The sequence below is a fragment of the Halomonas sp. A020 genome, assembly GCF_027943625.1.
Lineage (GTDB): Bacteria > Pseudomonadota > Gammaproteobacteria > Pseudomonadales > Halomonadaceae > Vreelandella > Vreelandella piezotolerans.
The window spans coordinates 2,780,179-2,800,579 of sequence record NZ_AP022850.1 but is presented as its reverse complement, the minus strand read 5'-3'; the positions used below and the strand labels follow the sequence as shown (position 1 = coordinate 2,800,579).

18 protein-coding genes are annotated in these 20,401 nt (G+C 60.6%); 9 read left to right on the top strand and 9 right to left on the bottom strand.

What is annotated here, in order from left to right:
* Positions 1–4: 4 nt before the first annotated feature.
* Both FRH_RS13030 and FRH_RS13025 read left to right on the top strand, forming a co-directional pair.
* A complete protein-coding gene (locus FRH_RS13030; protein ID WP_281996982.1) occupies positions 5–874 on the top strand; it encodes an aldo/keto reductase in 870 nt (289 codons plus the stop codon).
* A gap of 44 nt (positions 875–918) precedes the next feature.
* A complete protein-coding gene (locus tag FRH_RS13025) occupies positions 919–1,884 on the top strand; it encodes a carbohydrate kinase (protein WP_281996981.1) in 966 nt (321 codons plus the stop codon).
* A gap of 21 nt (positions 1,885–1,905) precedes the next feature.
* On the opposite strand, the gene FRH_RS13020 is transcribed toward FRH_RS13025, so the two are convergent.
* From FRH_RS13020 to zwf, 4 genes are all read right to left on the bottom strand, one after another.
* Complete coding sequence (locus tag FRH_RS13020; protein WP_281996980.1) at positions 1,906–3,387, bottom strand: glycoside hydrolase family 32 protein; 1,482 nt, start codon at positions 3,385–3,387, stop codon at positions 1,906–1,908.
* A gap of 210 nt (positions 3,388–3,597) precedes the next feature.
* The gene (locus FRH_RS13015) at positions 3,598–4,260 is read right to left on the bottom strand and encodes a bifunctional 4-hydroxy-2-oxoglutarate aldolase/2-dehydro-3-deoxy-phosphogluconate aldolase (RefSeq protein WP_139528203.1); all 663 of its coding nucleotides are present in this window, start codon (positions 4,258–4,260) and stop codon (positions 3,598–3,600) included.
* A 42-nt stretch (positions 4,261–4,302) separates the two neighbouring features.
* The gene (gene pgl, locus FRH_RS13010; RefSeq protein WP_139528204.1) at positions 4,303–4,968 is read right to left on the bottom strand and encodes a 6-phosphogluconolactonase; all 666 of its coding nucleotides are present in this window, start codon (positions 4,966–4,968) and stop codon (positions 4,303–4,305) included.
* A gap of 1 nt (position 4,969) precedes the next feature.
* On the bottom strand, positions 4,970–6,463 hold the full coding sequence (gene zwf / locus FRH_RS13005; RefSeq protein WP_139528205.1) for a glucose-6-phosphate dehydrogenase: 1,494 nt from the start codon (positions 6,461–6,463) through the stop codon (positions 4,970–4,972).
* A gap of 324 nt (positions 6,464–6,787) precedes the next feature.
* Between zwf and malE the strand changes: the two genes are divergently transcribed.
* The 7 genes from malE to trkA all read left to right on the top strand — a co-directional run bounded on the left by malE (position 6,788) and on the right by trkA (position 15,357).
* A complete protein-coding gene (malE, locus tag FRH_RS13000) occupies positions 6,788–7,975 on the top strand; it encodes a maltose/maltodextrin ABC transporter substrate-binding protein MalE (protein WP_153844074.1) in 1,188 nt (395 codons plus the stop codon).
* A 63-nt stretch (positions 7,976–8,038) separates the two neighbouring features.
* Positions 8,039–9,598, top strand: coding sequence for a maltose ABC transporter permease MalF (malF, locus tag FRH_RS12995; protein WP_139528207.1), 1,560 nt, complete (start codon positions 8,039–8,041; stop codon positions 9,596–9,598).
* Between the two features lie 10 nt (positions 9,599–9,608).
* Positions 9,609–10,499, top strand: a complete 891-nt coding sequence (gene malG, locus FRH_RS12990) for a maltose ABC transporter permease MalG (protein ID WP_139528208.1) — start codon at positions 9,609–9,611, stop codon at positions 10,497–10,499.
* Positions 10,500–10,681: 182 nt separating this feature from the next.
* Complete coding sequence (locus FRH_RS12985; protein ID WP_281996979.1) at positions 10,682–12,169, top strand: TrkH family potassium uptake protein; 1,488 nt, start codon at positions 10,682–10,684, stop codon at positions 12,167–12,169.
* A gap of 11 nt (positions 12,170–12,180) precedes the next feature.
* Entirely contained in the window at positions 12,181–13,272 is a 1,092-nt protein-coding gene (locus FRH_RS12980) for an ATP-binding protein (protein WP_153844071.1), read from the top strand.
* Positions 13,262–13,987, top strand: a complete 726-nt coding sequence (locus tag FRH_RS12975; protein WP_153844070.1) for a response regulator transcription factor — start codon at positions 13,262–13,264, stop codon at positions 13,985–13,987. Before FRH_RS12980 ends, FRH_RS12975 begins: the two co-directional genes overlap by 11 nt.
* On the top strand, positions 13,984–15,357 hold the full coding sequence (gene trkA / locus FRH_RS12970; protein ID WP_168444443.1) for a Trk system potassium transporter TrkA: 1,374 nt from the start codon (positions 13,984–13,986) through the stop codon (positions 15,355–15,357). The genes FRH_RS12975 and trkA overlap by 4 nt, the downstream gene beginning before the upstream one ends.
* Before the next feature lie 15 nt (positions 15,358–15,372).
* Here the strand turns inward: trkA and FRH_RS12965 are convergent, their stop codons facing one another.
* The 5 genes from FRH_RS12965 to FRH_RS12945 all read right to left on the bottom strand — a co-directional run bounded on the left by FRH_RS12965 (position 15,373) and on the right by FRH_RS12945 (position 20,276).
* Complete coding sequence (locus tag FRH_RS12965; protein ID WP_139528489.1) at positions 15,373–16,110, bottom strand: anti-sigma factor; 738 nt, start codon at positions 16,108–16,110, stop codon at positions 15,373–15,375.
* Complete coding sequence (locus FRH_RS12960; RefSeq protein ID WP_232068234.1) at positions 16,107–16,730, bottom strand: sigma-70 family RNA polymerase sigma factor; 624 nt, start codon at positions 16,728–16,730, stop codon at positions 16,107–16,109. The genes FRH_RS12965 and FRH_RS12960 overlap by 4 nt, the downstream gene beginning before the upstream one ends.
* 124 nt (positions 16,731–16,854) lie before the next feature.
* Positions 16,855–17,379, bottom strand: a complete 525-nt coding sequence (locus tag FRH_RS12955) for a DUF3455 domain-containing protein (RefSeq protein ID WP_139528488.1) — start codon at positions 17,377–17,379, stop codon at positions 16,855–16,857.
* Between the two features lie 114 nt (positions 17,380–17,493).
* Positions 17,494–18,609: a sn-glycerol-3-phosphate ABC transporter ATP-binding protein UgpC gene (gene ugpC, locus FRH_RS12950; protein ID WP_281996978.1), complete on the bottom strand. Its 1,116-nt coding sequence runs from the start codon at positions 18,607–18,609 to the stop codon at positions 17,494–17,496.
* Positions 18,597–20,276, bottom strand: a complete 1,680-nt coding sequence (locus FRH_RS12945) for an alpha-amylase family glycosyl hydrolase (RefSeq protein ID WP_281996977.1) — start codon at positions 20,274–20,276, stop codon at positions 18,597–18,599. The genes ugpC and FRH_RS12945 overlap by 13 nt, the downstream gene beginning before the upstream one ends.
* Between the last annotated feature and the right edge of the window lie 125 nt (positions 20,277–20,401).

Genomic DNA, 20,401 nt, shown 5'->3' with positions numbered 1-20,401 from the left:
CGCCATGGCTGCCGTTACGTTTAACGTGCCTTTTGTACTCGGCATGATGCGCCTGCATGAAGCGCAAGAGATGCACCAAGCGAGCCAGTTGGCCGACTGGATCGAAGCTCGTCTAGAGCAAGGGTTACACTGGTTCGACCATGCCGACATCTACGGCAATGGCGCCTGCGAAATGCTGTTTGGCCAAGCCCTGCGCGCCCGCCCGGCGCTGGCCAAGCGGCTGAATGTGGTGACCAAGGCCAGCATCGCCAACGACAATCCGGCTCCAGGCTCCGGTAAGGTCAAGCACTACAATGCCAGCCCGGACTATCTCAGCCGCGCCATTGACGATGCGCTGGGCCGCTTGGGCGTCGAGCGTCTGGATCACTTTCTGATTCACCGCCCAGACCTGTTGATGGACGCCGCCGCAACAGGCCGTGCGCTGGATGACGCCATAGAGGCAGGCAAAATCGGCGCGGCGGGGATTTCCAACCACCTGCCCAGCCAGTGGCGCCGACTGCAACGCCATATGCACCACCCGCTGCGCGCCAACCAAATCGAGCTTTCCATTGCCCATAGCGCGCCGCTGTTCGACGGCAGCTTCGACGACCTGAACGCCGATGGCCAGGCGTCCATGGCGTGGTCGCCGCTGGCGGGCGGCCAACTGATGCAGGGTGAAGTAAGCCGCGTGCTGAACCGTTTGGCAGGCGAGCTGAACGGTACGCCCGGCGCGCTGGCGCTGGCCTGGCTGCGCACTCTGCCCGGCCGACCGGCACCGGTGGTGGGCAGCGTGAAACCGGAGCGTATTGCCGATATGCTGAACGGCCCGGAAACGCTGCCCAGAGACGCCTGGTATGAACTTCTGGAAGCAGCCCGCGGCCACTGCGTCGCTTAGTACGCCCACTCAACATCAATGCCAATAATGACAAGGAACGACCTATGACGCCGGTGATTGCTTTCGGTGAAGCCTTGATCGACATGCTCTCGAGCCGACTGGGCGATGACACGGGGCCGGAAACCTTTACCCCCTACGCCGGCGGCGCACCCGCCAACGTGGCGGTGGCCTGCGCGCGGCTCAACGTGCCCAGCCAGTTTTTGGGGATGGTGGGTGACGATACCTTTGGGCACTTTCTCATCCGCGAGCTGAAAAGCCACGGTGTAGATACCCAGGGGGTCGTGCTGACCCAAGAGGCGCGCACGGCGCTGGCCTTCGTCTCTCGCGATAGCAGCGGCGAACGCACCTTCGACTTCTACCGCCCACCGGCAGCGGACCTGCTCTACCGCCTGGAGCATCTGCCCCACGGCGTGTTCGAACAGCCCGCCATCGTGCACCTATGCAGCAACAGCCTGACCGACCCCGAGATTGCCGAGACCACTCTCGCGATTGCCGCCATGGCCAAGCGTGCAAGCTGTCTGGTAAGCGTGGACGCCAACCTGCGCCACAACCTGTGGGCAGAGGGCGCGGCAGACCCCTGGCTGGTCACCGAGCTGGTCGATAGCGCCGAGCTGGTCAAAGTCTCTCTCGAAGAGCTGGACTACCTGCGTGGCGACCATCCACCAGAGGCGTGGTTAGCCGAGCGCATGGCCGCTGGCGTCAAAGTGGTCGTCGTCACCGATGGCCCTAACGATGTCGTGCTCAAAGGCATCGGTATCGACCAGACCGTGACGCCGCCCAGCGTGACGGCCGTCGACACCACCGCCGGTGGCGATGCCTTCATTGGCGGCTTACTGGCCGAGCTTTCCCGCTACGGCATCAGTGAGAACTGGCATCAGGACAGCGCGTTTCTCACCCGCGCGGTGGACATTGCCTGCCGCTGCGGTGCCCACGCGGTCACCCGCCCCGGCGCGTATGCCGCCCTGCCCACCCACACCGATATCGAAGCCCTGCGCGGCTCGGCAGGCTAGCACTCAGCGTCGTCGAGGCCGCTACTCGACGACGCTTTGAGTGGCCCCTTCCGCCACTTCCACCCGCCCGCTGACGACGTCCAACGTCACAGGCTGACGGCGATGATCGATAAAGCTCACCTGGGTGATGCTGCGCTGCTCGGTGGCCCCGTCGACCAACATTTCCAGCGTGCCGTGATCGCACCACCACGTTACCGTCACCGTTAACCCATCGACGCTGCCCTCCGCGTGGTCACAGGCAAAGTGCTCATCGAACGCGGCCTGACCGTTACTCCCTTGACGCTCATAGTGTAGCGACGTTGTTGATTCATCTGCGGTCAGCCACAGTCGCTGCTGACTCCCCTGCTGCAGCGACAGCGCCAGCCTCGTGCCCGCTTCGAGCACCAGCGTCAGCTGACCGTGAATGACCTCCCCGTCGGGCACGACAATGCAGTGCTCCCCGGCCGTTTGAAGCGAGCGCGGCGATAGATGACAAGGGGCGCTCAGCACTTGCCCTGCTTCGCGAGCAAAGCGCTGTCGTAACCGCACCCCACGGGAAGTCGCGCGCAGTGTCAGCTCTCGCGGCAGGCTCATGGTGCCCCGCCAGCCCGTTTCGGGGGCATGGTTGGCGTACTGCCAGTTGTTCAACCACGCCAGCGCAAGCTGCCGCCCGGGGGTATTCGACCAGCTCTGCACCGCATAGAAATCCCGACCTTCATCCATCATCAGCACAGCGCCTGAGGCGTTGTCATTGGTGAAACGCTGGCCGTCGAACGCGCCGATAAAGTACTGGGTCAACGAGCCAAATGGGTTATCCGGCGTGGCGCCAATCCCTACCACCAACACCCAGCGGGTGGCGGGCTCATTCGGTCCAGCACCTTCCACCGGCAGCTCGAACAGGTCTGGGCACTCCCAGGGGTGCTGGGTGTGAGCGCCCTCGCCTTCGCCAAAGGCGCTGGCGAACTGCCACGCCAATAGGTCGTGAGAGGTATAGAAGTGAATCGCCTGCCCACAGGCCAGCGCCATTACCCAGCGCTGGCTAGGTCCATGCCAAACGACTTTAGGGTCGCGGAAGTCTTTAAACCCAGGCGGCGGCAGAACCGGATTACCCGCGTAGCGCTGCCAGGTACGGCCCTTGTCACGGCTATACGCCAGGCACTGGGACTGCTGGTAATCCTCCGGGTCACCGGAGAGCACCTTATGGCAGGTGTAAAACGCCACGAGCCCCGGCTGGCCCTCGAACAGCCCAGTGACATCGTGCTCATCCACCACGGCGCTCCCCGAAAAGCAGGTGCCGTCTTCGTTGGGCGCCAGCGCGATGGGCAAATGCTGCCAGTGGCACAGGTCGCGACTGACCGCATGCCCCCAGTGCATCGGCCCCCAGACGGTGCTGAACGGGTGGTACTGATAAAACAGATGGTACTCGCCCTCGAAAAACACCAGCCCGTTGGGGTCATTCATCCATCCCATCGGCGGGGCAAAATGCATCGCCGGTCGCTGGGGCTCGAAATCCGCTAACGTCATGCTTGAACCTTGAGTTAATCAGTTAACTTAATCGTTTAAGTTAGCGTATCACGCCTATTAACTAACGGAAGTATCCCCTTTAGGTGTAGACGTAAAAAAGCCCGAGCATGACGACATGCTCGGGCAAACGTCTTGCTCACACGACCCGACATCAGTGAGGCAAGTGACGAGAGTGCTCGGTACTGTGTTTTACATAAGTGGTGGAAACGTTTAGTGGTGGAAACGCTCCGCAGCTTGGCGGGCCAGTTCGCGGATGCCGTCCCAATCTTCGGCATCGACCATTGCTTTCGGCGTCAGCCAAGAGCCGCCGACACACATCACGTTCGGCAGCGAGAGGTAGGAGTCGGCGTTGTCGACCGTGATACCGCCCGTGGGGCAGAAACGCGCCTCGGGGATCGGTGCGCCGAAGGCCTTGATCGCTTTGGCACCGCCGCTGGATTCAGCGGGGAAGAACTTGAAGCGGCGGTAGCCGTATTGCCAGCCAGTCATCAGCTCAGAAATGGTAGAAACGCCCGGCAGCATCGGCACGGGGCTCTCTACGCCGTAGCGGTAAAGCGCTTCGGTGGCTCCTGGCGTAACGACGAAATCAGCGCCGACCTGTTCTGCTTGGCGATACTGGGCAGGTGTGAGTACGGTGCCCACTCCAATGCTGGCCCCCGGCAGCGCCTCTTTCATGCGTTTGATGGCGTCTAAGGCGCAGTCGGTACGCAGGGTAATTTCCAGAACGGTCAGGCCACCTTCGACCAGCGCACGGCCCAGCGGCACGGCATCTTCCAGGCGCTCGATGGTGATCACCGGGATCACTTCGGCTTTCAAACAGATGCTGTCCAGCTCGGCGGTGCGCGTTGAGGGTAACTGTTTATCGATGGTCATCAGTGAGTCTCCAAGCAATTTGTTATTGGCGAAGGCGGTTTATTAGGGCGCCCAGTAAATCGCCAGCGGGCAAGATAGAAACGCGCGAATCGGCAGCGTGCGAACGTCGTCGCCGCCCATGGCGTTGGCCAGTACGGCGCGCTTGTCGTCACCCGTGATATGCAGAATGTGGCGTTTCGCCTGGTGCAGGCGGTCCGCAGAGAAAGTAATGCGCGGCTGCGGCTGGCTGGGCGTACGCACCGCGACTAGCGGCTCATCCGTAGAGAGCGCCAGCCCCAGCTCTTGGCTATCGGGGAACAGCGAGGCCGTATGACCATCGCCGCCCATGCCCAAAATCACCACGCTGGCAGGCCAGCTCAAAGCCGCGGTTTGCTGTACCACGGCGGCCACCCCTTCTTCCGGCGTACCATCGTTGCTAGTAAGTGGCACGAAGTTAGCGGCCGCCGCCGGGCCTTGCAGCAGGTTGTCGCGCACCAGTTTGGCGTTGCTATCGCTGCTCTGCTCGTCGACCCAGCGCTCGTCGGCCAGGGTGATATCCACCCGCGCCCACGCCAGTGGCTTTTGCGCCAGCGCTTTGAAGAACGGCACCGGCGTCGAGCCGCCCGATACCACCAGCAGCGCACGCTCCTGGTGCTCCAGGTCTGTCGCCAGGGCTTGATAAACGGCTTCGGCTAGCTGCTCGGCCAGCGCTTGTCGTGTATTGCTCATCTCAATAATCCTCGTACCAGCTGCGACCATCCTGGGTGATCATGGCAATGGAGGCGACCGGCCCCCAAGAGCCTGCCGGGTAGCGGCGCGGTGGGGTATCGCGTGATTTCCAACCATCGATGAGCTGATCACACCAGCGCCACGCATGCTCCACCTCGTCCCGACGGACGAACAGATACTGCTGGCCTTTCATGACTTCCAACAGCAGGCGCTCGTACGCATCCGGGATACGCGATTTCGGGAACGCGCTGTTGAAATCCAGATGTAGTGGGCCAGGGCGCAGGCGCATGCCCTTGTCTAGACCGCTATCCTTGGTGAGCACCTGAAGGGCAATGCCCTCTTCTGGCTGCAGGCGAATGATCAGTTTGTTGGAGGCGATGCCGCGCTGGTCTGGATCGAAGATATAGTGCGGCTGCTGACGGAAATGAATGACGATTTGCGAGAGTTTTTCCGGCATCCGCTTACCGGTACGCAGGTAGAACGGCACGCCCGCCCAGCGCCAGTTGGACACTTCGGTTTTCATGGCCACGAAGGTTTCGGTTTGGCTCTGGGTGTTGGCCCCCTCCTCTTCCAGGTAGCCCGGCACGGCTTGGCCGTCGCTGGTACCGGCAATGTACTGGCCGCGCACGACGTCACGCCCCAGCGATTCACCGGTAAACGGTTTCAGCGCCTTGAGCACCTTCACCTTCTCATCGCGAATGGCATCGGCATCCAGGTTCGAGGGCGGGTCCATGGCGATCAGGCATAGCAGCTGTAGAAGATGGTTCTGGACCATATCGCGCAGTTGGCCCGCATCATCGAAATAGCCCCAGCGCCCTTCGATACCGACTTTTTCGGCGACGGTAATCTCGACGTGGGAAATATGATTCTGATTCCACTGGGTGCCAAACAGCGGGTTGGCAAAGCGTAGAGCAATGAGATTCTGAACCGTCTCTTTACCCAAGTAGTGGTCGATGCGGTAGATGCGCGATTCGGGGAACACGGCGCCGATGGCATCGTTGATCTCTTCGGAAGAGGCCAGGTCGTAGCCAATCGGTTTTTCCACCACGACGCGGGTATCGTCATCCAGACTGTTACTGGCCTGGAGGTTGCGGCAAATGTCGCCGTAGATGCGCGCCGCCACCGAGAGATACACCACCATCGGGCGCTTTGAGCCTTCGCGCCACTGGCGAATGGCGTCATAACCGTCAGCGGTAGCGAAGTCGAGCTTGAGATACTCCAAGCGATTTAAAAAGCGCTCCAGACTCGCCTTGTCCTGCTCCTCTTTCTTCAGACGCTTCTGCAGCGCGCCACTGACTAGCTGGCGGAACGCAGCAGTGTCATGCTCCTGACGCGCCAGCCCCATGATCCGCGTGCTTTCGGGCATCAAGCCTTCGCGGTCAAGATGATACAGCGCGGGAAACAGCTTGCGCATGGCAAGGTCGCCAAGCGCCCCGAATAGCGCCAGATCGATCGCGTGATTGGGATCGCCCAGCGGGGCATGTGACTGGCTCATCTCAGCTCCTGTTTATAATTAGGTCATCTGATGTAGTTAGATTACCTAAAATCTATCTGATGTGAGGCATTATACGCAATAATTCGTGTAATTTTACTACAAAATATTCTCGCCTGCTGCCCTTTCCGGTTGGTGTTACAGCGGTGATGCCGAGCCCTGGTCACCTATTCTTCTACCTTTACTCTACGCCCCTTGGATACGCCACCCCTCTTCCCCCCTAGGATGAGGTGACCTCGTGCGTAATTAGCGACGCTGACCGTGAACAAAGCACGTCGTATGAGAACGTGCACGACAACAACAACGTCATAACGAGGTACGCACATCATGGCAATGGTTCGTCCATTTTTCACGCCGCTGCTCGCCGCTACGCTAGCGGCCACTGCCACACTCCCCGCCCTGGCCTTCGAAGATGACCGTTTGACCATCTGGATGGGCGACAATAAAGGCCAGGAAGGCATCCGCGCAGTGGCCGATCAATTCCTGGAAGATACCGGCATCGAGGTGGACGTCGTGTTTCCCGACAACCTGACCGACCGTTTTCAGCAAGCGGCAGGCAGCGGGCAAGGGCCGGATATCGTCATTTGGGCCCACGACCGCATGGGTGAATGGGCACAGAGCGGCCTACTCAAACCGATTGCACCCAGCGACAGCTTCCGCGAAGCGTTCTACGACTTCACCTGGGAGGCCGCACTATGGAATGGCGAGACCTACGGCTACCCCATTTCGGTGGAATCGCTGGGGCTGATTTACAACAAAGCGTTGGTAGAAACGCCGCCTGAAAGCTTTGCCGAGTTAATGGAGCTAGACGCCACGCTCTCCCAAGAAGGAAAAAAAGCCATTTTGTTCGATTACAGCGAACCCTACTACGGCTGGACGCTGCTGGCAGCCAACGGCGGCTACCCGTTCAAACAGACCGACAGCGGTTATGACGTCAGCGATATCGGCGTCAATAACGAGGGTGCCTTGCAAGGGGCTGAGCTGCTGGTCGAGTTGATCGAGAGCGGCGTACTGCCCCGCGGCACCGACTACAACCTGATGGATACTCGCTTCAACCAAGGCGAGGTAGCGACCATGATCAGCGGCCCTTGGGCGTGGCCTAACCTGGAGCGTAGCGGCATCGAATACGGCGTCGCCCTGCTACCCAACGTGGGTGACGAGCGAGCCAAGCCGATGTTCGGCGTGATGACCGCGATGATCAACTCCGCCACGCCCAACGACTTCCTGGCGGTAGAGTTCTTGGAAAACTATTTGCTGAGCGAAGAGGGTATGCGCACGTTCAATAGCGACGGTTCGCTCGGCGCGGTAGCGCATATCGATTACCAGGCAGAGCTGGCGGACAACCCCAACATTGCCGCGACGCTAGAGAACGCCGAAGTGGGCATGCCGATGCCCAACATTCCTGAAATGGGCGCCTTCTGGGCCGCTATGGAACCCGCGCTACAGAACATTGGCAGCGGTCGCCAATCCCCCCAAGAAGCGCTGGATGCCGCTGCGCGCCGTATGCGCCAGTAGCCTCCTTTTTAGCCTCCATTGCCCGGCAGCGCCCGCTGCCGGGCAGCCTTTCAGGACGTCATCATGTACACCACTAACGCGTCTCGTGGCCTGCCCCGCCACCGCTCTCGCCATCTTACCGAACGCTATACCCGCTGGGCCATGCGCGGCGTCATTGCCGTGCTGGTGATCGCGCTACTGTGGCTGGTGCTGGCGTTTCATCTCAACGGCCAGTGGATGTTTGCTCTGCTGTTTCTGGTACTGGGCGGCTCGCTGGGCGTGGTCTTTACCAAGCGCACGCTGATGAGTCATCGCTACATCTTTCCTGCGATAGCCGGGCTTGGTGTGTTCGTCATTTTTCCGCTGCTGTACACCATCGGGATCAGCTTCAGTAACTACAGCTCTACCAATCTGCTTTCGGAAGAGCGGGTGCGCGACCAGCTCATGAGCCAAACCTATCAAGCGGAAGGCAATGCCTTTGACCTGGCCCTCTACCCCGACAGTGATTTGGTTCGGCTCTATTTGGAGAGCCAAGAGGGCCAGCGATTCGTTTCCTCCCCGCTCAATGTTGCCAATCAGGAGAATCGACAAATTGGCGTGCAGCCCGCCGATGCACCACCCGCGCAGGAAGCACTGGGCATGCGCGACATCATTCAAGCGCGCGAGGCCCTGCAAGGGCTGCGGCTAATCACCCCGGACGGCAACGAGCTGCGCATGGCGGGACTGCGCCAGTTCGCCCCCATGGTCAACCGCTACGAAGCCCGCGAGGATGGTGCGCTGTACGACCGTCGCGATGACAGGCTGCTCACCCCCGACCCAAGCATTGGTTTCTTCGTGGCTGACGACGGTGAACGGATCGCGCCCGGCTGGCCGGTCAACGTCGGCATGGCCAATTACACCCAGATTTTCACCGACCCGGACATTCGCGGTCCGTTCATGCAGATTTTCGTATGGACCTTCGTATTTGCCGCCCTCACCGTTGTGTTTACTCTGGCCGTCGGTTTCGTGCTGGCCTCTTTGCTGCAGTGGGATCAACTCAGGGGCAAGGCCGTATACCGCACGCTGCTGATTCTGCCCTATGCGGTGCCAGCGTTCATCTCGATCCTGATTTTCAAAGGGATGTTCAATCAGCACTTCGGTGAGATCAACCTGATCCTGGATACCCTGTTTGGGGTACGCCCGGAGTGGTTTACCGATCCTTGGATGGCGCGCAGCATGCTGCTGATCGTCAATACCTGGTTGGGCTACCCCTACATGCTGCTGCTCTGCATGGGCTTGATTCAGGCCATTCCGCAGGACTTGTACGAAGCCTCGGCCGTGGATGGCGGCGGCCCAATCACCAATCTGTTCAACATCACCCTGCCGCTGATCCTGAAGCCGCTCACGCCGCTGCTGATTGCTGCGTTTGCGTTCAACTTCAATAACTTTGTGCTGATTGCCCTGCTCACCGGCGGCAGCCCCGATATTTTGGGCGCCAGCACCCCGGCGGGCACCACCGACCTACTGGTGAGCTACACCTATCGCATCGCCTTTCAAGACGCAGGGCAGAACTTTGGCCTTGCGGCGGCCATCGCTACGCTGATCTTCCTGCTAGTCGCGGGTTTGTCGCTGCTCAATTTGCGCCTTTCCAAAGTAAAGGTATAGGAGGTTACCGATGCCCATGGTTCAACCCCGCTCCGTTGGCGCGCGTCGCTTGGGCGCGCACTTGGCGCTGATCTGCTTCGTATCGCTGATCGTCTTTCCGCTGCTCCTGGTGATCTCGATCTCGTTTCGAGAGGGTAACTTTGCCACCGGCAGCCTGATTCCGCATAACTTCTCGCTGGAGCACTGGTCCCTGGCGCTAGGGATCCCCTGGGAGCGGCCCGACGGCACCGTGGTCCAACCGCCCTTCCCGGTGCTGCTGTGGCTGTGGAACTCCATCAAGGTGGCGGTGATCTCCTCGGTGCTGATTCTCATGCTCGCTACCACCAGCGCCTACGCGTTTGCCCGCATGCGCTTCAAGGGCAAAGCGCCGCTGCTCAAAGGCATGCTGATTTTTCAGATGTTCCCAGCGGTGCTCTCGCTGGTGGCACTGTATGCCCTCTTTGACCGGCTGGGCCAGTTCGTCGGTTGGCTGGGCATCAATACGCACGGCGCGCTGATCGTCGCCTCGCTGGGGGCGGTAGCGCTGCATATCTGGACGATCAAAGGCTATTTCGAATCCATCGACGGTTCACTGGAAGAGGCCGCCATGGTCGATGGCGCCAGCACCTGGCAGGCGTTTCGCTATATTCTGCTGCCGCTTTCTGTCCCCATTCTGATGGTGGTCTTCATCCTGGCCTTCGTGATGAGCATCATGGAGTACCCGATGGCCTCGGTACTGTTGGTGGACGAGCACAAACTGACGCTTGCCGTTGGCGCGCAGCAATACCTCGCCGACCATAACCAGCGTTGGGGTAACTTTGCCGCTGCCGCCGTGCTCTCTGGCCTGCCCATCACCGTGGCGTTTCTTATTTGCCAACGCTGGATTATTGGCGGTTTGACCGCCGGAGGCGTCAAGGGCTAGGCCGCCCACCGCTCGAGGGTTTCCTCGCTTGAGCATGTTGCTCATGACCGGCGCTCATCAGCGCCGGTTTTTTATGGGTAAGGTAATTTTTAGGGAAATTTTACGGACAATGTTTGATCGGCGTGGTGAGATAGCTCACCACCCTTAGGGTAATTTAGAGCGGACCCACTTAGAGCGGACTTATGGCCACGTTCCCTAGCGCACGTTACTACCAAGAGACTTACCGAAACTGGGCACAAATTTTCAAGATCATGTCGGTGCTGTGGCTGGTACTGGCTATGTTCATGACGCTGCCGCTGATGGTACTGCTCATCGAACGCGATCCCGATGCCCCTGCTTTTGCCGTCTCGCTGATCATCATTTTAAGCGCGACGTTGAGTACTTGGGCACTCACCCGCGGCGTGCCGTTAGAGCTCAAACCCTGGCAGATGTTCATCTTGACCGCCGGCAGTTGGACCAGTATCAGTGGCTTTGCCAGTCTGCCGCTCGTTCTAGGCGCTCCCCAGCTTAGCTTTACCAACGCCGTGTTCGAATCGGTGTCGGCGATTACCACCACTGGGTCGACCGTCTTGGTAGGTATCGATAACCTCTCGGACGGTTTGAAACTATGGCGCGGCTTGATGCAGTGGATGGGAGGCATCGGCATCATCGTCATGGGCATCGCCATTTTGCCGTTTCTGAAAGTGGGTGGGATGCGGCTGTTTCACACCGAGTCGTCCGATTGGTCCGATAAGGTCATGCCACGCACGGGCGGCATTGCCAAAGCCACCCTCGCCGTTTACGTGATATTGACGCTCGCGGCCATGCTGAGCTATTGGCTGGGAGGCATGCTCCCGCTGGATGCCATCGTTCACGGCATGACGTCCCTGGCGACAGGCGGCTTTGCCAACTCCGACGCGTCGTTTGGGGCCTATGCCGAGCAGCCCTGGCTGCTCTGGATGGCGAGCTTTTTCATGCTCAGCGGCGCGCTCCCCTTCGTGCTGTACATCCGCTTCATTCGCTCGTCCAAGAGCGCGCTTTGGAAAGACCAGCAGGTGCGCGGGCTGCTCAAACTGCTGCTGGCTGCCATCGTAATACTCAGCGCGTGGCGAGTCGTACAAGGCGACGACTGGTTCGTCTCGTTGACCCATGTGACCTTCAACGTCATTTCCGTGGTCACCACCACCGGGTACGCCTCCGACGATTACACCCTATGGGGCTCGCTGCCCATTGCCGCCTTTTTCTACCTGACGTTTGTTGGCGGTTGTAGCGGCTCCACCAGTGGCGGCATGAAGATCTTTCGCTTTCAGATTGCCATGCTGATGCTGCGTAACCAGCTGCGCTATCTGATTCACTCGAACGGTGTCTTTACCACTCGCTATAACCAGCAGCCGGTGACCAGCGATATCTCCCGCAGCGTGGTGGCGTTTTCGTTCTTCTTTTTCATTACCATTGCCGTCTTAGCATTAGGGCTCGCCGCGCTGGGTCTGGATCTCGTCACGGCGCTTACCGGGGCCGCCACGGCAGTGGCCAACGTGGGCCCGGGCCTGGGCGACATCATCGGCCCCGCCGGTAACTTCGCCAGCCTGCCCGATGCCGCCAAGTGGCTACTGTGCATCGGCATGTTGATGGGCCGCTTGGAGATTTTGACCGTGGTGGTGTTGATGACGCCGATGTTCTGGCGGCGATGAGGAGTTCTATCATGACGGCACTACGACGCCTGCCTACCCTGCGGGAGTGGGCGCTGGTGGTAGGCACCAGCCTCGCGGCACTGCTAGTGGCTTGGTGGCTATTCGCTTGGCTCGCGCTAGCCAATCTATCGCTGATTTTCTTGACAGCAGTGCTGGCCTGCGCCGTCTTGGTCGGTAGCTATGCCGCCTTTATTAGCGCGCTGTTGAACTTCATCGTTTTCAACGTGGCATTTACCGAGCCCTACTTCTCCCTAGCGGTGGCCGAGCGCGAACAGCTAGTCACGCTGCTGTTCTTTTTGATCGTGGCGCTGGTCGTCGGCAACATTACTGGCGTAAGCCGGGAACGCATGCTGGCCCTCAACGCAGCGCGGCTGGCAGAGGAGCAAGAGCGGCTGCGCTCTGCGCTGCTCGCGTCCGTTTCCCATGATCTGCGCACGCCGCTGGCGTCGATCATAGGCGCCGCCAGCTCACTGCGCGCACTCGACCCGCAGCTAACAGCAAAAGATCGCTTCGCGTTGCTAGACGGTATTTTGAACGAGAGCGAGCGTTTGAATCGCTACATTCAAAACCTGTTGGACATGACGCGGCTAGGGCACGGCAAGCTTGCCATCGAGCGAGACTGGATCAGCGTCGACGACCTTGTCGCCGCTGCTCGTAAACGCTTGTCAGGAGCGTTAGCCCCCCTGACCGTGCAGCAGGTGTGGAACAGCGATCTACCTCTGTTACACGTTCACCCAGCCTTGGTGGAGCAGGCGCTCGTCAATGTATTGGAAAATGCCGCCCGCTTCTCACCGACTGGCGGCCAGATCACCATTGCGGCAGCCACCGATGAAAATGCCTGCAAGATGACGCTCACCGTCAGCGATGAGGGGCCTGGCATTCCACGCCATTTACGTGAGCAGGTGTTCGAGATGTTCTTCACCGGCAACGATGGCGACCGCAGTTTGCACGGCACCGGCCTGGGGCTCGCCATTTGCCGCGGAATGCTGGGCGCTCACGGCGGAACCGTAACGGCCACCGACGGCCTTCATGGCCACGGCACGAGTATCATCATGTCGCTACCATTGCCGACGCCGTCGCAGGAGCCTCGCCATGAGGACTAAGCCTACTCGCATTCTCATCGTCGACGATGAGCCCGCCATTCGGCAGTTCTTGCGTATTAGCTTGATATCGCAAGGTTTTTTGATTAGCGAAGCCAGCACCGGGCAACAGGCCATTCGGACGGTGGACGAAGCAGCAGGCGCCGATGCGATCGATGTCGTCCTACTGGACCTAGGGTTGCCTGACATGGATGGTCAACAAGTGCTTCGGGCGCTGCGCCAACACAGCGCGCTACCGATCATTATCGTGTCGGTGCGTGGCCAGGAGTCCGAGAAGGTCACTGCGCTGGATAGCGGTGCCAATGATTATGTCACCAAGCCCTTTGGGATTCAGGAGCTGTTGGCCCGTATTCGGGCCGTGCTGCGCCACTATCCCACCCCAAGTGAGCCATCCCGCTATCAGTATGGCGCTCTGACGCTGGACATCGACGCCCACCTGGTGACCTTGAGCGGCGAGACGATTCATTTGACGCCCAAAGAGTTTGCCGTGCTGGCGCTATTGATCGGACGGGCGGGCCGTATCGTGACGCAAACCCACCTGTTGAAAGCCATTTGGGGTCCTACGCATCAGGAAGACACCCACTATTTACGTATCGTGGTAAGCAAGTTACGCCAAAAGCTGGGGGATGATCCACAAGCCCCCAGCTTGTTGCAGACGGAGCCTGGCATCGGTTACCGCTTCTGTGTCGAGTTCGACCGTGAGGAGTCCAATCAATGAAAATCATCATTCTTGGGGCAGGCCAAGTGGGCGCAACCCTAGCCGAGCACCTTGCCCGCGAGGAGAACGACATCACCGTCGTCGATACCGACGGCGCAAAACTGCGCGAGCTGCACACCAAGCTGGATATCCGCACGGTGACCGGCGCAGGCTCCTACCCGATCGTGCTGCGCCAAGCGGGCTGCGAAGACGCCGACATGCTGATCGCGGTGACCAACACCGACGAAATCAACATGATCGCCTGTCAGGTGGCCCACACGCTGTTTCGCACGCCCACCAAAATTGCCCGGGTGCGCTCCACCGCCTACCTCACTCGTAAAGGGCTGTTCGCCCACGAAGCGATTCCCATCGACGTGCTGATCAGCCCCGAGCAGGTAGTCACCGACCACGTACGCCGCTTGATCGAGCACCCCGGCGCGCTACAGGTGCTGGAGTTTGCCGGTGGCTTAGTGCAGCTGGTGGCGGTGAAGGCCTTCTATGGCGGCCCGCTGGTGGGTCAGGATCTGGCGTTTTTGGGCAAGCACATGCCCAACGTGGAAACCCGTGTCGCGGCGATCTACCGCCGCAACCGACCGATCATCCCCCGGGGCGACACCATCATCGAAGCCGACGACGAGGTGTTTTTTCTCGCCGCCCGGCGAGATATCCGCGCGGTGATGAGCGAGCTGCGCAAGGTAGAGCGGGACTTCCGCCGGGTCGTCATCGCCGGAGGCGGCAATATCGGCGAACGCTTGGCGGAGCACTTGGAGCACAGCCATCAGGTCAAGATCATCGAGCACAGCCTGGAGCGCTGCACCACGCTCTCCGAGCGGCTGGATCGCACCGTGGTGCTTCACGGCAGCGCCACCAGCAAGCGGCTGTTGGAAGAGGAAAACATCGAAGACTGCGATATCTTCTGCGCGCTGACCAACGACGACGAAGTGAACATCATGTCGTCGCTGCTGGCCAAACGGCTGGGGGCGAAGAAGGTCCTCACGCTGATCAACAACGCGGCCTACGTGGATTTGGTGCAGGGTGGCGATATCGACATCGCCATCTCCCCCCAACAGGCCACCATCGGCAGCCTGCTGACCCACGTACGCCGGGGCGATATCGTCAACGTACACTCGCTGCGCCGGGGCGCGGCAGAGGCGATCGAGGCGATTGCCCACGGCGATAAGCAGTCGTCGAAAGTCGTGGGCCGCACCATCGCCGATATCGACCTGCCCGAGGGCACCACCATCGGTGCCATCGTACGCGGCAAAGAGGTGCTGATTGCCCACGGCGATGTAAAGGTGGAGAGCGGCGACCACGTGATTCTGTTCGTGATCGACAAGCGGCGTATTCGCGACGTGGAGCGCTTATTCCAGGTCGGGTTGAGCTTTTTTTAACAGCGGCTGGCGACGTTAGATTTCGACCGCGCGGCCAATGAACTCAATCGGACCAGTGGGCAGCCCGGTGGGCGAGCCAGTGTCATCTTCCAGCGTCAGCTCGAATAGCTGATTATCTTGCAGCGGCGGCAGCTGATCCAACCGCAGGCGCAGCGGTTGCCCCGGCTCGACGAGCCCCAGCGAGACGGGCGCTTGCCAATCATCGGCTTTGGTCCAGAACTCCAGCGCTTTGCCCTCCGGTACCTCGAAGGTGCCCAAAGGAATTAGCTGGATCTCCTGGCGATTCGCGGCCTGCACCACCCACCCCGCCGACTGAGTTTGCGGTGCGAGCAGCACCACCATGTACTCTGGCGTTGCAGGTGCGGTCGTCACGTTGGTCAACAGCACGCCCATGGCCAGCGCAGCCGCTAATCCTGCCCCTGCCACCCCTCGCCAAAACGGCAGGCTCTGCATCAAGCGGCGGCGTGGTCCATTCGGCCTGGGAGCGCGTGTGGGCACGGATGACGGGGCACGGGTAGCGGAGGCTTTGAGACTGCGCTCGATGCGCGGCCAGAGATAATCGGAGGGCGTGACCGGCTCCACCATCGCGGTGTAGGGGAAAAAGCGCTCTTCCCATGCCGCCACCGCTTTTTGCAGCTCAGGGTCGTTGGCTAAACGCGCCTCAAAGGCTTCGCGCTCGGCCATGGGCAGCGTGCCTAGCACGTACTCACCGGCCAGGACATGAAGATCATCGGGTTCGTTCGAAGGGCTCATGCCATACACTCCCGTAAGCGAAGCAGGCTGCGCTTGATCCAGGCTTTGACCGTACCTAGCGGCGCGCCCGTGTGCGCCGCAATCTCTGCATGGGACAAACCATCCACATAGGCATGCAGCACGCAGTTACGGCGTTCGGTTTCCAACTGCTGCAGGCACTCGTCCATCCGTTGGCCGGTTTGCCAATCGAAGGCATCCGTCACTTGCGACGCCTGCTGGAAGGTATCGTCGTCATCGAGTTCGTGGGGGTCGTTCAGGTCGACGCTCACTTCGCGGTCACGGCCGCGGATGGCATTCAGCGCCAAGTGACGGGCAATGCTGAAGATCCAGGTTCGGGCTGTCCCTTTTTGCGGGTCGAAGCTGTCCGCGCGCTGCCAAATGTTCAGGCAGGCATCGTGAACGATATCTTCCGCCATGCCTCGATCCTTCACGATGCGCAGCACGACACCCAGCAGCTTGGCACCTTCCTGTTGATAGAGCCGTTGCAGCGCTGCGTGCTCCCCCCGGGCACAGCGGGCGAGCGCATCAGCGTAATCGAATTCTTGAGCGGGCCTTACGTGGCCGTTATCGGTGCTAATGGTGTTAGCCTTACCTGTTTCAGGCATGTCACGTTCAGACACATCTTCGCTCCCTGGTAACGCGCCGCATCGGTCGTCGCACTGCCAGGAGCATAACGGCTAGGGAGCCTGGTGACGAGTCCCTAGCCTTACGAAGCTTAATAAAAGTGAGTCAGTGTTGGAACGCTTAGTTCGCGGTCCAGAAGATGTAGTCGGCTTGATAGGTGACGACCGCAGTGGCGCCGTCGTGGCCCTCGTCGCAGGCAACGTCAGGGGCAACGCCACCTTGGGTGTTCAAGCGCTGGATGTAGCTCACGCCGCTCATTGCGCCTTCGCCTTCCGCCGGGTTGGCTTCGACGAGCTGCAGCGGAATGTTGCCATCGCCATTCGGCGCCACGGCTAGCTGAGTGCCGGTAATTTTAGAACCGTCCAGGGCTTCCCAAGTGGCGGGCGGGCCGTAGTAGCTGCCGACCTGGGTGCCTTCGCTGTCGTTCAGTGCAGCGTGTGGGCCTTTAAATACCCAGCCCATGGTGCCGTCGTCCTTGGCTTCACACATGTAGGTAATCGCACCCACGCCGACGGTTTCGAGAGCGACGGTGTTGCCGTCCGGTACTTGGACGTCGGCGGGGGGCATGTCCGCCAACGCGGCGTGACTGAAGGATGCAATCAAGGTAGCGGCGAGCGTCGCACGCGTCATGTGTTGGATGGTCATTTCAGTCTCCTTGGGGTTTTGTTCAACCGCTTTGAGTAGCGGCTGTATAGGGGATACACACAAGGAGACCGATTGGATGCACTCTTTTTGAAAAAAAGTTTGAGTGTTTAAAAATTAACGGCTCACCCCATCCACCGTGACCTGGCGCGGACAGGCATTACCGTCGGCATCGAACAGGTGGCAGCGCTGGCCAGCGATTCCCAAGCGCGAAACCTGGCCCTCTTCCAGCCGTGTCAGGCCATCCAGCCGCTGGGTCACGGGGGTATCGATGCCCGCCAACTGCCAGTGGGCGAGGGTTTCATAGCCCAGCTTTTCGGCCACCATCAGCGTGGCGCTCAAGGCGGCGTCGGCTTGCTCGGGCGCCACGAAGTCTTCGGCACGCAGTCCCAGGGTGGCCCTATCGCCTGCTTGAAGCTGCTGACCGTTGACCGCCACCGCCAGCGTTTCACCGCTATGCAGGCGCACCAGGGTCTGACGCTCGCCGGGGTCGACCACCGTTACCGGCAGCGTATTGATCCGCGGCGAGCCGATGAACTCGGCGACTTCCAGGGTGGTAGGAAAGTGATACAGCGACAGCGGCGCGCCTACCTGGGCAATACGTCCTTTCGAGAGCAGCACGATACGGTCGGCCAGGGTCATCGCCTCCACCTGATCGTGGGTCACGTAGATCATGGTGGCGTTCAGGCGCTTGTGCAGCGCGGCGATCTGTACCCGCATATCCACGCGCAGCGCGGCATCCAGATTGGAGAGCGGCTCGTCGAACAGAAACACGGCAGGCTCTTTGACCAGGGTGCGGCCAATGGCCACCCGCTGGCGCTGGCCGCCGGAGAGGTCTTTGGGCTTGCGCTCCAGAAGGTCGGTGAGATGCAGCATCTCGGCGGCGTGCTCCACGCGGCGACGGATCTCCGCCTTGTCGGTACGCGCCAGCTTCAAGCCAAAGGCCATGTTCTCCGCCACGCTCATGTGCGGGTAGAGCGCGTAGGATTGGAACACCATGCCGATGTCCCGCTCCTGGGGCGGTATCTCGTTGATCCGCTGGCCATCGAGCTGCATATCCCCGGTGGTGATGTCTTCCAAGCCTGCAATCATGCGGAGTAGCGTGGATTTACCGCAGCCGGAGGGGCCCACGAAAACGACGAACTCGCCGTCTTCGATGGTGAGGTCGATATCCCGTGAGATTGCAATACCATCGAAAGACTTACCGATGCCGCTAAGCGTCAAACGTCCCATGGTGCTTCCTCCTGAGTGTGCGGGCAGCGGGCAATCGCCACCCCAAACGGCGGCAGTGTCAGCGTACCTGCCTGCCACTCGCCGTTTAGCCACTTAGGTGCACCCTCCAGTGCTTCAGCGCCCTCGGGAGCCGAGCGGGTCACGGTTTGATCGCTAAAGTTCAGCGCCACCAGCAGGCGAGTTTGCTGATGGGTGCGCTCCAAACAGAGCACCTCGTCGCGTACCGGATGGTAGTCCACGTCGCCTTTCACCAGCGCAGGCTGCGTGCGGCGGAAGGCTAAAAACGCGCGGTAGGCATTGAGCAGCGAATCGGCATCCTGCTCTTGCTGGTCCACCGCCAAACTTGCGTGGGAATCGGGCACCGGCAGCCAGGGGGTAGCGCTGCTAAAGCCCGCATGGCGAGCGTCCTCCTGCCAGGGGTGCGGGGTGCGGCAGCCATCGCGACCTTTATAGGCGGGCCAGAAGGTGATGCCCGCCGGATCGACGAGCTGCTCGAACGTCAGCTCCGCCTCGGGTAGCCCCAGCTCTTCGCCCTGGTAGAGGCATACGCTGCCCCGCTGGCTGAACAGGAACACCAAATAGAGGCGCAGCTTATCGAGCTGCCCTTCCGCCTGCCAGCGGGTGGCCAGTCGCGTTACGTCGTGGTTGCCCAGCGCCCAGCAGGGCCAGCCATCGCCAATGCGCGCTTCCATCTCGGTGAGCGTTTCGTGCAAGTAGCCGGGGTCGGCTTTATCGGTCAGCAGGTTGAACGAGTAGCACATGTGCAGGCGCTTGCCGCCCTGGGAGTACTCCGCCATCACGCCGAGCGCATCGTCGTCGCCCACTTCACCTACGCTTGTGGTGCCGGGGTACTCATCCAACAGTGCCCGCAGCCGCTCCAGGAAAACGAGATTTTCCGGCTGAGTCTTGTCGTAATGGTGGAGCTGATAGCCGTAGGGGTTGTCAGGGCGAACGCCTAGGAAGCTCTCGGTGATTTCCTGGCGCGGCGGATTGTCTTTTAACTCGCCGTGGGTGCAGAAATTCACCGCATCCAGCCGGAAGCCATCCACGCCGCGCTCCAACCAGAAGCGCACCTCTTCCAGCATGGCGTCGACCACGGCAGGGGTGCGGAAGTTGAGATCCGGCTGGCTGGCCAGGAAGTTGTGCAGGTAGTACTGGCAGCGGCGGGTATCCCACTGCCAGGCGCTGCCGCCGAATACCGACTGCCAGTTGGTGGGCGGCGCGCCGTCGGGTTTGGGGTCGGCCCATACGTACCAGTCGGCTTTTGGGTTGTCGCGGCTTTGGCGGCTCTCTTCGAACCACGCGTGCTGGTCGGAGGTGTGGGACATCACCTGATCGATCGTCACTTTCAGCCCCCGCGCGTGGGCCGCTTCGACCAGGCGGTCGAAGTCGTCCAGCGTGCCGAACATGGGGTCGACATCGCGGTAGTTGCTGATGTCGTAGCCGAAATCTTTCATCGGCGAGGTAAAAAACGGCGACAGCCAAATCGCATCGACGTTTAATGACGCGATGTAGTCGAGCTTGTCGATCACGCCTTGCAAATCGCCAATGCCGTCGCCGTGACTGTCCATGAAACTGCGCGGGTAGATTTGGTAAATCACCGCGCCGCGCCACCAGTCGGCCCCTTGGCTGCCAACGTAGTGAGAAGTAGAAGGTGTCTGCATCATGATCCTTATCCTTGTTATTGCCGTCGGTATCTCGATGAATAGAGAGATGGCCCATGCTCGGCATGATGCAGGCTACGCCGCTTGATAGAATCCTCCCCCACTGGGCATACCAGGCGTAGGCCCGG